Below are 13,141 nucleotides of genomic sequence, written 5' to 3' on the forward strand. Positions count from 1 at the left end.
CAAACTACAGCAAACGGTGGCCGAGCCACCAGGCGGCCGCTGAGAGCGCTGCGGAAGCCGGAATCGTCAGAATCCACGCCCAGACGATGTTCCCGGCCACGCCCCAACGTACCGCGCTCAACTTCCGCGTTGCGCCGACACCCACGATCGCGCCGGTGATGGTATGCGTGGTGGACACCGGAATGCCGAGCCACGACGCGGTGAACAGCGTGATCGCCCCACCTGACTCGGCGCAAAAACCACCGACCGGCTTGAGCTTGGTGATCTTCTGCCCCATCGTGCGGACGATCCGCCAGCCGCCGAACAGCGTGCCGATACCCATCGACAGATAGCAACCGCCGATCACCCACAGCGGCGGCGCATCCGCGATCGACGATGCATAACCGGTCGCAATCAGCAGCATCCAGATAATGCCGATGGTTTTCTGCGCGTCGTTGCCGCCGTGGCCGAGGCTATACAGGCCCGCCGACACCAGTTGCAAACGCCGGAAACGCCGGTCGACCTTGCTGGGCGGCGTGCGGAAGTAGATCCACGACACCGCCAGCATGAAAAACGATCCGAGCACGAAGCCGAGCAGCGGCGAGATAAAGATGAACGCGACCGTCTTCATCAGACCGTCGAAATTCAGCGAACCCCAGCCCGACTTGGCCAGCGCCGCGCCGACCAGTCCGCCGATCAGCGCATGCGACGAGCTCGACGGAATACCGTAATGCCAGGTGATGATGTTCCAGCCGATCGCACCGACCAGCGCGCCGAAAATCACGTAATGGTCGACGATGTGCGGGTCGATCGTGCCTTTGCCGACGGTCGCGGCCACCTTCAGGTGGAACACGAAGTATGCGATCACGTTGAACGCGGCCGCGAAGGCCACCGCCTGCTGCGGCTTCAGCACGCCGGTCGACACGACCGTCGCGATCGAATTCGCCGCGTCGTGAAAACCGTTCATGAAATCGAAAATCAGCGCGACGGCAACCAGGCCGGCAACGACCCAGATAGCAAGTTGTATCGATTGCATTATGCGTTTTCCAGCACGATGCCTTCGATGATGTTCGCTACGTCCTCACACTTATCCGTGATCGTCTCGAGCAATTCGTAAATTGCCTTCAGCTTGATCAGGGTCTTGACGTTGTCTTCTTCGCGGAACAGTTTCGACATGGCCGAACGCAGCACGCGGTCGGCCTCCGATTCCAGCCGGTCGATGTCTTCGCAGGCCTTCAGGATCTGGCTCGCCTGCTTCATGTCCGACAGCAGGCCGACGGCGAATTGCACGCGCTCGGACGTCGCCGTGCAGATGTGCGCCAACTGGCTCGCCTCGGAGGTCACGGCCTGCACGTCGTACAGCGAAATAGCAGTGGCGACGTCCTCCATCAGATCGAGGATGTCGTCCATCGTGGTGATCAGCTTGTGGATTTCATCGCGGTCGAGCGGCGTGATGAAGGTCTTGTGCAGCAGGTCGATGGTTTCGTGCGTGAGCTTGTCGGCAGCCTTTTCGGCTTTCTGCACGTTCTGCTTGTGGGTCTCGGCGTCTTGCAGATTGTCGATCAGCAGTTCCAGCTCACGGCTAGCTGAGACGATGCACGCTGCGTGCGCATTGAAAATTTCAAAGAACTTGCCCTCGGTGGGCATGAATCGACCGAACATTGGGATCCCGAAAATTGGTCACGGTGTGGCTGACATAAAACCGCCACATTGTACCGTTCCGAGTCCCTGATCACACTTTCGAAAGCGCCGTTACAACAGGCGCTGTGCTTGCCGCTTCCCTTCCCGGCGGATTTCCCGTGAGCTTTCAGCGAGGCTTTCGTGTGCGTGTTACCGAGCTTGTTTACCGGCCTGCCGATCAATCGCTATAGAAATTCTGTGCACCGGCAAAGTTATCGAACTTCGTGAATTGACCATGGAACGTGAGCCGAACGGGGCCGATCGGACCATTCCGCTGCTTGCCGATAATGATCTCCGCGGTGCCCTTATCCGGACTGTCCGGGTTGTAAACTTCGTCGCGGTAGATGAACAGGATCACGTCGGCGTCCTGCTCGATAGCGCCGGATTCGCGCAGGTCGGACATGATCGGCCGCTTGTTCGGGCGCTGTTCGAGACCCCGGTTGAGCTGGGACAACGCGATCACCGGCACGTCGAGTTCTTTGGCGAGACTCTTCAGTGACCGCGAGATTTCCGAAATTTCGGTCGCGCGGTTCTCACCGGCCGACGACGAACCACTCATCAGTTGCAAATAGTCGATGATGATCAGCCCGAGCTTGCCGCATTGCCGCGACAACCGGCGGGCGCGCGAACGCAGTTCCATCGGGTTCAAACCACCGGTTTCGTCGATGAAAATCTGCGCCTCGCTCATTTTCTGGACGGCGTGCGTGAGCTTCGGCCAATCCTCGTCGGTCAACCGGCCGGTACGCATACGGTGCTGATCCAGCCGGCCGACTGAGCCGAGCATACGCATGGTCAGTTGCGAACCCGGCATTTCCATCGAGAACACCGCGACCGGCAGCCCGTACTCGACCGCCACGTATTCGCCGACGTTCATCGAAAACGCCGTTTTACCCATCGACGGACGACCCGCGACAATGATCAATTCGCCGCCGTGCATGCCCGAAGTCATGCGATCCAGATCGACGAAGCCGGTCGGTGTGCCGGTCACATCGCTCGGATTGGCGGTGTGGTACAGCGTGTCGATCCGTTCGACCACTTGAGTCAGCAGCGGCCCAATCTCGAGGAAGCCCTGCGTACCCCGCGCACCGTCTTCGGCGATCGAGAACACCTTCGACTCCGCCTCGTCCAGCAACTGGCGGACTTCCTTGCCCTGCGGATTGAACGCGTCCGCCGAGATTTCGTCGGCGACGGACACCAGTCGGCGCAACACCGCACGATCGCGCACGATTTCCGCGTAGCGGCGGATATTGGCCGCGCTCGGCGTGTTCTGCGCGAGGGCGTTCAGGTAAGCGAGACCGCCGACCTCTTCCGCCTTGCCCGACGTGCCGAGCGCTTCGTACACCGTGATCACGTCGGCCGGCCGCGTGGCCGCGATCAGCTTGCCGATGTGTTCGTAGATGATGCGGTGGTCGTAGCGGTAAAAATCGCTCTGCGACAGGAAGTCGGCGATGCGGTCCCACGCCGCATTATCGAGCAGCAGGCCGCCCAGCACCGATTGCTCGGCCTCGATCGAATGCGGTGGGACCTTCAGCGACTCGATTTGGGGATCTTTGGACGGTGCGTTCATGGAGAGGAATTATCGGGTAAATCAGGCGGCTGCGGGCAGCGAGAAAACTAAAAAACGGGCACAAAAAAAACAGGGGCCGGTCACCCGGCCCCTGCCTTTTGCCAGCAACTTCCTGGCCAATACGACTTTGATGCTTAGACGTGTTCGCCGATCACAGCCACCGTCACATCGACGAGAACGTCGGTGTGCAGCGAAACTTGAACTGCGTGCTCGCCAACCAGCTTCAGCGGGCCTTCCGGCAGACGCACTTGCGCCTTTTCCACTGCGAAGCCTTGCTTGACCAGTGCGTCAGCGATGTCGGCGTTCGTCACCGAACCAAACAGACGACCATCAACACCGGCCTTCTGGTTGATCTGAACCGTCGAGCCTGCCAGCTTTTCGCCTTGGGCCGTAGCGGCCGCCAGCTTCTCAGCGGCGATCTTTTCGAGTTCAGCGCGGCGAACTTCGAATTCAGCCAAAGCTTCCTTCGTTGCACGGCGAGCTTGCTTGTTCGGGATCAGGAAGTTACGTGCGTAACCGTCCTTAACCTTCACGATATCGCCCAGGTTACCCAGATTGACGACTTTTTCCAGAAGAATGATTTGCATTCGGATGCTCCTTATCGCGTCGTCGGGTTAGGCCTTGTGCTGGTCGGTGTACGGCACCAGCGCGAGGAAACGTGCGCGCTTGATTGCCGTATCCAGCTGGCGTTGATAATGCGACTTCGTACCCGTGAGACGCGCCGGCGTGATCTTGCCGTTTTCGCCGATGAAGTCCTTCAGCGTGTCGAGGTCCTTGTAGTCGATGTGATCGACATTCGCGGCCGTGAAACGGCAGAACTTCTTGCGCTTGAAGAGCGGATTTTGTTGCTGACGACGCTTGTCGAATTTCTTACCAGTCGGGCGGGGCATGTTCAGTCCTTTCCAATGTCCTGCAATGCTGTGATGTGAAATACCAGAGTTCTTGCGTTGCGGTGCTTTTTTGCCAGAAAGCCGGTGAAGAGCGTTTCCACGCCCATCTGACAGCTTTCGAGCTTACCGCTCGCCTCGCCTGCCGCTACCGCCTGCATGGTCAGTTCGACTTGCCGGGTAATACCGGCTTCGACGACTTCCGTGCGGTGGTGCAACGTGCAACCTGCAATCGGAACGCCGGCGGGGGTATACCGCACCGGTTCGCGTTCGACGACGCTGGCCGTAAGTTGCAGCCGATTCATGGAGCCTTGGGCAAAAGCGACGCTGGAGTCTCTGGTAGCTTAAATAGTGTGTCTTAAGCCTGCGCTTCGGACGGTTGCGTAGCAGCCGACTTCTTGGCTTCTTCGCGCTGCACTTCCTTCATCATCGGCGACGGGCCGGTTTCGGCCTTCTTCAGCTTGACGATGAGGTGACGCAGAACAGCGTCGTTGAACTTGAATGCGTGTTCCAGCTCGTCGAGCGTGGTTTGATCGCATTCGATGTTCATGCAGACGTAGTGAGCCTTAGCGAGTTTCTCGATCATGTAGGCCAGTTGGCGACGGCCCCAGTCTTCGATACGGTGGATCTGGCCACCGTGCGAGGTGATCGTGGACTTGTAACGCTCGATCATTGCGGGCACTTGCTCGCTTTGATCCGGGTGCACGATAAAGACGATTTCGTAATGACGCATATTCACTCCTTGTGCTGACTTATGGATTTAAGCCACCCGGGCGTCGAACCGGTGTGGCAAGTGAGAAGCCAAAGAGTGTAACCCGAATGGGGCCGGGTTGCAAGATATCCCGTTAATCCGCGGCCCGAATCGGGTGTGTTTTCAAGGGTTTAGTCGTCAACTGCCCTCCGAACGTTCGCTGCCCGACTGGAGGCGCGCTTTCAGCGCCGCTTCCAGACCGGTCAACGCATCCGGCGCGGCGTCGGTGATCGCCCACCAGGTCATGCCCGCCGCGTTCCAGTGGGCGATCGAGTAGCCTTCGCGCTCGAGCGTCGCGGGGGCCGTGGGCGCGGCGCCTTCCGTGCTGCGGCCCGGGCCGCCGGAACCCGCCTGCGGAAAGACGTACACGTCGATCACATGCTTGCGGTAGTGGTACACCAGCACGCCCACCCGCTGATGCGCGAGGTAGTCCAGCCGCCCGCCCTCCAGCGGAAAGCCGCTCGCCGCGAGGTCTTCGACCGGCGGCGAATAGTCCAACCGGCCGTTGAACCACGGTTTGACCGTGTGCTTGTCCGTGGAAATCACGTCGATGTCGCGGCCGGAGACCTGCGCGCGCACGTGGCTTTCCACCAGCTCATCGGCGAAGGGCGAGAGGTCGGCGGGACGGCTCAGGTTCAGGGTCACCAACGCGGCTCCAGCGCACAGCGCGACGGCCAGCGCGGCAAGCCAGCCCGGCGCGAGCAAGCGGGACGCGCCCCTCCCACCGCCCGCACCGCCCATGCCGATCGGCTGGCCGAAGCCGCCGGACGGCAGACGCCAGCCATCCAGCCAGCCGGCAAACCAGTTCCGCCGACGGCGCGGACGTGACGGCGCCTTGCCGGCGTCCATCGCGCGGTCCGGCTGCTGGCCCGTTGCGCCCAGATCGTCTGCCGCCGTGGCCGGCCCTTCGCTCACGGCGCCCGGCCGGGCGGTCGCCGTTAGCTGCTGTTCGTTCACGGCTCCCGGCCTTTCGGTTGACGTTAGCGGCTGTCCAATCGCAATGTCCGCTCCGCCGTTCGCCGTCAGAGGCTCAGCCGCTGCGACAGCCCCCTCCATCGCCGGCAAGCCAGCCAGAATTCGCGCTCGCAGCGACTGCGGCGCGCGATGATAAGTCGCCGCCCGCAATGCGCCCCGCAACGCGCCCAGATTCTCGCTCTCACGCCGGCAGGCCTCGCAGCTCTCGATATGCTGCTGGACACGCCGCGCATCCGGCGCGGGCAATTCATGATCGGCGTTCGCATCGAGGAGCGGCCGTGCTTCGTTACAGTCCATCTGGCGTCTCCTGAGCGTGGCCGGCGTTGCCGCCGGGGTTATTGAGTGGCCGTCCGTTGGCGGATGCCCGCAGCGGCGTGATGGTGGCAGAAGCGGTGGCTGAAGCGCAGACCGAAGCGGCACCCGAAGCAGCACCCGAAGCGCCGCCTGAACCACCGCCCGAAGCACCAACCCCACCCGGCGCCGCCGTCAACAGCGCGGCCAGCTTGCGCCGCCCCCGCGCGAGCCGCGACATCACCGTGCCGATCGGCACATCGGCCACGATCGCGATCTCGCGGTAGCCCATTTCTTCCAGTTCGCGCAGGATCAGCACCTCCCGATACTCAACCGGCAACAGCGCCAGCGCCTCGTGCACGCGCTTCGCATCCTCGTCGCGGATCAGCAGCGCTTGCGGATCCGCACCGCCGACGCTCCAGCCCTCGAACGCGGTGTCGTCCATGGTGTCGTCGAACTCGACCGTTTCGTGCGACGACGCGCGCCGCCGCCATTCCGTGTACCAGGTGCGTCGCACGATCGCCAGCAGCCAGGGCCGAGCGGTGTCGCCGCGAAACGTGTCAAAAAAACGGAACGCCCGCATGAAGGCTTCCTGGACGATGTCGTCGGCGTCGCTGCCGTTGCCGCACAGCCAGCGCGCGAGGTTGTACGCCGCATCCAGATGCGGCAGCGCGAGCTGCTGGAAACGGCGGCTCCTGGCGGCATCGGTTGCGGAATCCGCATCGCCGTGCGCGCGCGCGGCGTCTGAATCGGTCTGGACCACCTGGGCCCTCCAGGGCATTGCAGCTAGGCGAATCGTGGCGTGGCGTGAGGCGTTCATAACCACATAACCGGCGACAGGCCGAGTTTATTCCCGCGTCGACAGCGAAACCGCTAAATAAGAAGACAAACAGCGCGCGCCGATGCCGGCCAGCTACGAATAAGCCGCTAACAAACCGCTAATAAGCCGCCCGGTTCCAGTAATCCTCGCTGGCGTACACCTCTTTCAGATAATCGATGAAATACCGCACCTTGGCCGGCACATACCGCTGCTGCGGATACACCGCGAGAATGTCGTAGTCGGGCAGCGCGAACTCGTCGAGCACGGTTTCCAGCTCGCCGCGCGCCAGTTGCTGCTGGATCTCCCACGTGGAGCGCCAGCCGAGCCCGAGCCCTTCCGACACCCAGCGATGCAGCAATTCGCCGTCGTTGCAATCGAGCGTGCCGCCCACCCGCACGGTCGCCAGTTTGCCGTTACGGCGAAAGTACCAGCCGCGGTTCTGACCGCCTTGCAGATTGAACGCGAGGCAGTTGTGCTGCGGCAGGTCTTCGAGGGTTTTCGGCTTGCCGTGGCGGCGGAAATAGTCGGGCGTGCCGCACACCACGCGCCGGTTGGTCGCCAGTTTCACCGCGACGAAGTTCGGATCGACCGCGCCGCCGATCCGGATCGACAGGTCGTAGCCCTCGCGCACCAGGTCGACCACGCGGTCGGTCAGATTGAACGACACCTGCAATTCCGGCTTGTCGGCGAGAAAGTCCGGCGCGAGCGGCGCGACGTGTTTGCGGCCGAATGCCGCCGGCGCGGACACGATCAGGTGGCCGTTCACCGCGCGCCGCCCGGCGCTCAACTCGTTTTCCGCCTGATCCCATTCGGTCAGCAGGCCACGGCAGCGCTCCAGAAACGCGGCGCCGTCTTCGCTCACCACCAGGCGACGCGTCGAGCGATACATCAGCTTCACGCCAAGGCGCTTTTCCAGCGCGTCGATGCGTCGCCCCAGAATCACCGGCGACACACCTTCTTCCAGCGCGGCCGCCGCGAGGCTGCCGGCGTCCGCCACGCGCACGAAGGTTTCGATCTGTTTGAAGCGATCCATCTTTGTCTCCTGTCGACCCGGGGCCGCGCTTCAGCACTTACCCCGGGTCTGATGCAAACCCGTTGCGGTCTTGTCTCAAGGGCCTGAACCACGCACCGGCCCGCAGCGCGACACCTTGCCGCAGCCCTGCGCGGTCCCGCGCCGCTCAACCACGCAAGCGCCCGCGCGCCGCTGCGATTCGATACTTTTTGTTTCGAAATAAGCGACCCGGACTGATCTTATCAAACCTTTAGGTCAGGCCTACAGTGCGTTCAACACCCTTAGTTCGCCAATTTCCAGACATTCAGGAGACATTCATGGCCAAGATGAGAGCCGTCGACGCAGCTGTGCTGGTGCTCGAAAAAGAAGGTATCGACACCGCGTTCGGTGTACCGGGCGCCGCGATCAACCCGTTCTACTCGGCCATGCGCAAGGCAGGCAACATCAGCCACGTGCTGGCGCGTCACGTCGAAGGTGCGTCGCACATGGCCGAAGGCTATACGCGCGCTCAGCCGGGCAACATCGGCGTGTGTATCGGCACGTCGGGCCCCGCCGGCACCGACATGATCACCGGTTTGTATTCCGCTCAGGCCGACTCGATTCCTATTCTGGCTATCACGGGCCAGGCGCCGCGTGCGCGTCTGTACAAGGAAGACTTCCAGGCCGTCGATATCGAATCGATCGCCAAGCCCGTCACCAAGTGGGCCGTCACCGTGCGTGAACCGGCGCTGGTGCCGCGCGTGTTCCAGCAGGCATTCCACCTGATGCGCTCGGGCCGTCCGGGTCCGGTGCTGGTCGACCTGCCGATCGACGTGCAGCTCGCCGAAATCGAATTCGACATCGACACGTACGAACCGCTGCCGGTCTACAAGCCGAAAGCGTCGCGCAAGCAGATCGAAGCCGCACTGACGTTCCTCAACGACGCGGAAAAACCGCTGATCGTTTCGGGTGGCGGCGTGCTGAACGCAGCCGCTGAAGACCTGCTCGTGACCTTCGCGGAAACCGTCGGCGTGCCGGTGATCCCGACGCTGATGTCGTGGGGCGCGATTCCCGACGACCATCCGCTGATGGCCGGCATGGTCGGTCTGCAAACCTCGCACCGCTACGGCAACGCGACGATGCTCGCTTCCGACTTCGTGCTCGGTATCGGCAACCGCTGGGCGAACCGTCACACGGGTAGCGTCGAGGTGTACACGAAGGGTCGTAAGTTCGTGCACGTGGACATCGAACCGACGCAGATCGGCCGTGTGTTCGGCCCGGACCTCGGCATCGTGTCGGACGCGAAGGCCGCGCTGGAACTGTTCATCGAAGTGGCGCAGGAATGGAAGGCCGCCGGCAAGCTGAAGGATCGTAGCGCGTGGGTTGCAGATTGCCAGCAACGCAAGCAGACGATGCAGCGCAAGACCCACTTCGACAACGTGCCGATGAAGCCGCAGCGCGTCTACGAAGAGATGAACCAGGTGTTCGGCCGCGATACGTGCTACGTGAGCACGATCGGTCTGTCGCAGATCGCCGGCGCGCAATTCCTGCACGTCTACAAGGCGCGCAACTGGATCAACTGCGGCCAGGCCGGCCCGCTCGGCTGGACGATTCCGGCAGCGCTGGGTGTGCGCGCAGCCGATCCTCAACGTCAGATCGTGGCGCTCTCGGGCGACTACGACTTCCAGTTCATGATCGAAGAACTGGCCGCGGGCGCGCAATTCAAGCTGCCGTATGTGCACGTGGTGGTGAACAACTCGTACCTCGGCCTGATCCGTCAGGCGCAGCGCGCGTTCGACATGGACTTCTGCGTGCAGCTCGGTTTCGAGAACATCAACGCGCCGGAAACGAACGGCTACGGTGTGGACCACGTGGCCGTTGCCGAAGGCCTGGGTTGCAAGGCGATCCGCGTGCACAAGCCGGAAGACCTGAAGCCGGCGCTGTTGAAAGCGCAGTCGATGCTCTCCGAGTTCAGCGTGCCGGTGATCGTCGAAGTGATTCTGGAACGCGTGACCAACATTTCGATGGGCACCGAGATCGACGCGATCAACGAGTTCGAAGAACTGGCCGAGAAGCGCGAAGACGCGCCGACCGCGATCAGCATGCTCGACTGAACTGCGTGACGCTGTAAGTAGAAGTAGATGAAATGACGTGAGGACGATTGGGCAGCGCGGCGGTGCATCACCGCAACGCGCCGCCTGATCGCCGCACGACGCGCCACATCGCACGACACGCCACAAGCTGCACGAAGTTATTCCACTGACCGACCAGAGAGACAGACGCACCATGCCGAAATTTGCAGCGAATCTCACCATGCTATTCAACGAAGTCCCGTTCCTCGACCGCTTCGCGGCCGCTGCGGACGCGGGCTTCCACGCCGTCGAATTCCTGTTCCCGTATCCGTACCAGATCGCCGAACTGAGCGAACGTCTGCAACAGAACCGCCTGAAGCTGGTCCTGCATAACCTGCCCGCGGGCAACTGGGAAGCGGGCGAACGCGGGATCGCGTGCCTGCCCGATCGCGTCGGCGAATTCCAGGAAGGCGTGGGCCGCGCAATCGAATACGCGAGCGCCCTGAAAGTGCCGCAACTGAACTGCCTCGTCGGCATTCCGACGGCAGGCGTGGATGCGGACAAAGCGCGCTCGACCATCGTCGAGAACCTGCGCTTCGCCGCCGGCGAACTGAAGAAAGCCGGCATCAAGCTGCTGGTCGAACCGTGCAACTCGTACGACATTCCGGGCTTCGCGCTGAACCGTTCGGGCGAAGGCCTCGACGTGATCAACGCAGTCGGTTCGGACAACCTGTTCCTGCAATACGATATCTATCACATGCAACGGATGGAAGGCGAACTCGCGGCGACCATCAGGAAGAACCTGCCGCAGATCGCGCACATCCAGCTCGCCGACAACCCGGGCCGTAACGAACCGGGCACCGGCGAAATCAACTACCCGTTCCTGTTCAATCTGCTCGATTCGCTTGGCTACGACGGTTACGTCGGTTGCGAATACAAGCCGCGCACCACCACTGCTGCCGGCCTCGGCTGGGTGCAGAGCGTGGCCGGGCAGACCCGCGGCGCAGCTCACGCCGCTGCCTGAGCGCTTCGAGGCCTGACGCACGAGGCCTCAACGAGCGGCATCAGGCGCATGACGCCCGAGGGACGCTCCCTTGGGCAGCCCCGCAACGGGGCACCCCAAACAACACTGGAGATTCAGACACATGGCAAAGATCGGTTTTATCGGCCTCGGCATCATGGGCGCGCACATGGCGCGCAACCTCATCAAGGGCGGTCACACGCTGTTCGTGAACGGCGCGTATCCGGTGCCGGAAGATCTGAGCAAAACGACGAGCGTGGTCGCTGATTCGACCGCCGTCGCGCAAGCTGCCGACATCGTCATCATCATGGTGCCGGACACGCCTGACGTCGCCAACGTGCTGTTCGCCGACGACGGCGTCGCTGCCGGCCTCACGCAAGGCAAGCTGGTGATCGACATGAGCTCGATCTCCCCGCTCGACACGCAGGCCTTCGCGAAGAAGATCAACGCGCTGGGCGCGGACTACCTGGATGCGCCGGTGTCCGGCGGCGAAGTCGGTGCGCGCGAAGCGACGCTGACGATCATGGTGGGCGGCCCGGAAAAGGCATTCGCGCTGGCCAAGCCGCTGTTCGAACTGATGGGCAAGAACATCTCGCTGATCGGCGACAACGGCGCGGGTCAAACCTGCAAGGTCGCGAACCAGATCATCGTCGCGCTGAACATCGAAGCCGTGGCTGAAGCACTGCTGTTCGCATCGCGTTCGGGTGCCGATCCGGAGCGTGTCCGTAAAGCGCTGATGGGCGGCTTCGCCTCGTCGCGGATTCTCGAAGTACACGGCGAGCGTATGACGAAGCGCACGTTCGATCCGGGCTTCCGCATCGAACTGCACCAGAAGGATCTGAACCTGGCACTCGACGGCGCACGCAAGCTGGGTATCGCGCTGCCGCATACGGCGAGCGCGCAGCAACTGTTCAGCGTGTGCGCGGCAAACGGCGGCAAGGCATGGGATCACTCGGCCATGGTGCGCGCGCTGGAAATCATGGCGAACTACGAAGTCGCGCAAGCGCCGGGTAGCGAAGCCAAGGCTGCGTAATAGGGATTGTCGTTACAGATCGTCGTGATGGTTGCGTTCGCAACGTCGTGACGATCGCAGGTGGGGCGCCCGGTTCGTCGTGCACATGCACGGCGGAACGGGCAAATCGTGCCGCTCTGGGCTGAGAGCGGCAAGTGGGGTCCGCAGCGGCACCCGGCGGCGCCGGGGAAGCCTTGGTCGGTCAGACGTCGTCGTCGGGTGTCCGGCTGTCGGATTTCATGCTTATGCTTTTTCAGCCAATCTCTCGCAGCGGGTGCATCACGCACACCGCCCGCGCGCCGCTGAGTTCAACCCTCGGCGTGCGCTTGCCTCCGCCTGATGGGCTGCAGGTCCAGTCGCAAGCCCGCTTTCATTTGCTTGCAACTCCCTCCTCTCTTCACGACCTTATTTGACACATCGGTCCGTGCTTTTCTCCTACACTCGTTGAGTCTGGTTGCCGGCGGCTCTGCGTTCGCGTGCAGCTTGCCACACGCGGCAACGCGGGCCTCTGTTTTATTCGCCCGTTTCGCAACCAGTGTTCAACCCGTGAGCGAAGACTGCTTGCGCCAGTAACCCCTCTGCAAAGGATTCAGAATGAGTATCTTTGGTGACATCGTCAACAAGCTCTTCGGCAAAGCGAAGCCCGATCAGCCTGCGCCCGCGGTTGAGCCGACCCCGGATCCGGCCGCCGCGCAAGCTGCCGCGCCGGACGCCGCACCGGCGCCCGCCCCGCTGGCCGACGTCGACGTCGCGGCGGTCATGGACCAGTTCGTGAGCGAGAGCGGCCAGACGCTGAACTGGCGCACGTCGATCGTCGACACGCTGAAGGCGCTCGGCGTCGACAGCAGCCTCGAGCATCGCAAGCAGCTCGCCCAGGAATTGAAGTACACCGGCGACACGAACGACTCGGCAAGCATGAACATCTGGCTGCATAAACAGGTGATGCAGGCGCTCGCGGCGAATGGCGGCAAGTTGCCGCCGGATCTGGCGGCCTAAGCGCCCGCTCGTCGAATCAAGCTTAAGCAGAAACAACAACGCGGCGCCCGGTTCTTAACCGGGCGCCGCGTTGTCATTGAAGCTTCATCTGCGCTGCGT

14 protein-coding genes are annotated in these 13,141 nt (G+C 62.5%); 4 read left to right on the forward strand and 10 right to left on the reverse strand.

From position 1 onward, the window contains the following. Positions 1-4: 4 nt before the first annotated feature. The 10 genes from FA94_RS10560 to FA94_RS10605 form a co-directional block, all read right to left on the reverse strand. Positions 5-1,015: an inorganic phosphate transporter gene (locus FA94_RS10560; protein WP_035550542.1), complete on the reverse strand. Its 1,011-nt coding sequence runs from the start codon at positions 1,013-1,015 to the stop codon at positions 5-7. Continuing rightward, positions 1,015-1,641 carry a DUF47 domain-containing protein gene (locus FA94_RS10565; RefSeq protein ID WP_035550545.1) on the reverse strand — a complete coding sequence of 209 codons (627 nt, stop codon included), beginning with the start codon at positions 1,639-1,641 and terminating at the stop codon, positions 1,015-1,017. Before FA94_RS10565 ends, FA94_RS10560 begins: the two co-directional genes overlap by 1 nt. A gap of 196 nt (positions 1,642-1,837) precedes the next feature. After that, on the reverse strand, positions 1,838-3,226 hold the full coding sequence (locus FA94_RS10570; RefSeq protein WP_035550548.1) for a replicative DNA helicase: 1,389 nt from the start codon (positions 3,224-3,226) through the stop codon (positions 1,838-1,840). Positions 3,227-3,360: 134 nt separating this feature from the next. Then, positions 3,361-3,813: a 50S ribosomal protein L9 gene (gene rplI / locus FA94_RS10575; RefSeq protein ID WP_035550551.1), complete on the reverse strand. Its 453-nt coding sequence runs from the start codon at positions 3,811-3,813 to the stop codon at positions 3,361-3,363. A 27-nt stretch (positions 3,814-3,840) separates the two neighbouring features. Beyond that, a complete protein-coding gene (rpsR, locus tag FA94_RS10580; RefSeq protein WP_035550554.1) occupies positions 3,841-4,116 on the reverse strand; it encodes a 30S ribosomal protein S18 in 276 nt (91 codons plus the stop codon). A 2-nt stretch (positions 4,117-4,118) separates the two neighbouring features. Beyond that, the gene (gene priB / locus FA94_RS10585; RefSeq protein ID WP_035550556.1) at positions 4,119-4,418 is read right to left on the reverse strand and encodes a primosomal replication protein N; all 300 of its coding nucleotides are present in this window, start codon (positions 4,416-4,418) and stop codon (positions 4,119-4,121) included. A gap of 53 nt (positions 4,419-4,471) precedes the next feature. Then, positions 4,472-4,846, reverse strand: a complete 375-nt coding sequence (rpsF, locus tag FA94_RS10590; RefSeq protein WP_035550559.1) for a 30S ribosomal protein S6 — start codon at positions 4,844-4,846, stop codon at positions 4,472-4,474. 156 nt (positions 4,847-5,002) lie between these two features. Next, entirely contained in the window at positions 5,003-6,136 is a 1,134-nt protein-coding gene (locus tag FA94_RS10595) for a zf-HC2 domain-containing protein (RefSeq protein ID WP_035550562.1), read from the reverse strand. Then, positions 6,126-6,893: an RNA polymerase sigma factor gene (locus FA94_RS10600; RefSeq protein ID WP_035550565.1), complete on the reverse strand. Its 768-nt coding sequence runs from the start codon at positions 6,891-6,893 to the stop codon at positions 6,126-6,128. The genes FA94_RS10595 and FA94_RS10600 overlap by 11 nt, the downstream gene beginning before the upstream one ends. 175 nt (positions 6,894-7,068) lie before the next feature. Beyond that, positions 7,069-7,983, reverse strand: a complete 915-nt coding sequence (locus FA94_RS10605) for a LysR family transcriptional regulator (RefSeq protein ID WP_035550568.1) — start codon at positions 7,981-7,983, stop codon at positions 7,069-7,071. Positions 7,984-8,279: 296 nt separating this feature from the next. On the opposite strand from FA94_RS10605, the gene gcl reads away from it, so the two are divergent. The 4 genes from gcl to FA94_RS10625 all read left to right on the forward strand — a co-directional run bounded on the left by gcl (position 8,280) and on the right by FA94_RS10625 (position 13,042). Beyond that, positions 8,280-10,055 (forward strand): glyoxylate carboligase, encoded by a 1,776-nt coding sequence (gene gcl, locus FA94_RS10610; RefSeq protein WP_035550570.1) that lies wholly within the window; start codon positions 8,280-8,282, stop codon positions 10,053-10,055. A gap of 172 nt (positions 10,056-10,227) precedes the next feature. After that, positions 10,228-11,037: a hydroxypyruvate isomerase gene (gene hyi / locus FA94_RS10615; RefSeq protein WP_035550572.1), complete on the forward strand. Its 810-nt coding sequence runs from the start codon at positions 10,228-10,230 to the stop codon at positions 11,035-11,037. Positions 11,038-11,158: 121 nt separating this feature from the next. Continuing rightward, positions 11,159-12,067: a 2-hydroxy-3-oxopropionate reductase gene (locus tag FA94_RS10620; RefSeq protein ID WP_035550574.1), complete on the forward strand. Its 909-nt coding sequence runs from the start codon at positions 11,159-11,161 to the stop codon at positions 12,065-12,067. A gap of 573 nt (positions 12,068-12,640) precedes the next feature. Continuing rightward, positions 12,641-13,042 (forward strand): DUF3597 domain-containing protein, encoded by a 402-nt coding sequence (locus FA94_RS10625; protein WP_035550577.1) that lies wholly within the window; start codon positions 12,641-12,643, stop codon positions 13,040-13,042. The last annotated feature ends 99 nt before the right edge of the window (positions 13,043-13,141 follow it).

This window comes from Burkholderia sp. 9120, from assembly GCF_000745015.1.
In the GTDB taxonomy this organism is placed as follows: domain Bacteria; phylum Pseudomonadota; class Gammaproteobacteria; order Burkholderiales; family Burkholderiaceae; genus Paraburkholderia.

What these genes read in the sequence shown, in the direction of transcription:
- gcl (WP_035550570.1), top strand. Translation starts at nt 8,280, where the DNA reads ATGGCCAAGATGAGAGCCGTCGACGCAGCTGTGCTGGTGCTCGAAAAA.
- FA94_RS10625 (WP_035550577.1), top strand. Translation starts at nt 12,641, where the DNA reads ATGAGTATCTTTGGTGACATCGTCAACAAGCTCTTCGGCAAAGCGAAG.
- FA94_RS10595 (WP_035550562.1), bottom strand. Translation starts at nt 6,136, where the DNA reads ATGGACTGTAACGAAGCACGGCCGCTCCTCGATGCGAACGCCGATCAT.
- hyi (WP_035550572.1), top strand. Translation starts at nt 10,228, where the DNA reads ATGCCGAAATTTGCAGCGAATCTCACCATGCTATTCAACGAAGTCCCG.
- FA94_RS10565 (WP_035550545.1), bottom strand. Translation starts at nt 1,641, where the DNA reads ATGTTCGGTCGATTCATGCCCACCGAGGGCAAGTTCTTTGAAATTTTC.
- FA94_RS10560 (WP_035550542.1), bottom strand. Translation starts at nt 1,015, where the DNA reads ATGCAATCGATACAACTTGCTATCTGGGTCGTTGCCGGCCTGGTTGCC.
- rplI (WP_035550551.1), bottom strand. Translation starts at nt 3,813, where the DNA reads ATGCAAATCATTCTTCTGGAAAAAGTCGTCAATCTGGGTAACCTGGGC.
- priB (WP_035550556.1), bottom strand. Translation starts at nt 4,418, where the DNA reads ATGAATCGGCTGCAACTTACGGCCAGCGTCGTCGAACGCGAACCGGTG.
- FA94_RS10620 (WP_035550574.1), top strand. Translation starts at nt 11,159, where the DNA reads ATGGCAAAGATCGGTTTTATCGGCCTCGGCATCATGGGCGCGCACATG.
- FA94_RS10605 (WP_035550568.1), bottom strand. Translation starts at nt 7,983, where the DNA reads ATGGATCGCTTCAAACAGATCGAAACCTTCGTGCGCGTGGCGGACGCC.
- rpsF (WP_035550559.1), bottom strand. Translation starts at nt 4,846, where the DNA reads ATGCGTCATTACGAAATCGTCTTTATCGTGCACCCGGATCAAAGCGAG.
- FA94_RS10570 (WP_035550548.1), bottom strand. Translation starts at nt 3,226, where the DNA reads ATGAACGCACCGTCCAAAGATCCCCAAATCGAGTCGCTGAAGGTCCCA.
- rpsR (WP_035550554.1), bottom strand. Translation starts at nt 4,116, where the DNA reads ATGCCCCGCCCGACTGGTAAGAAATTCGACAAGCGTCGTCAGCAACAA.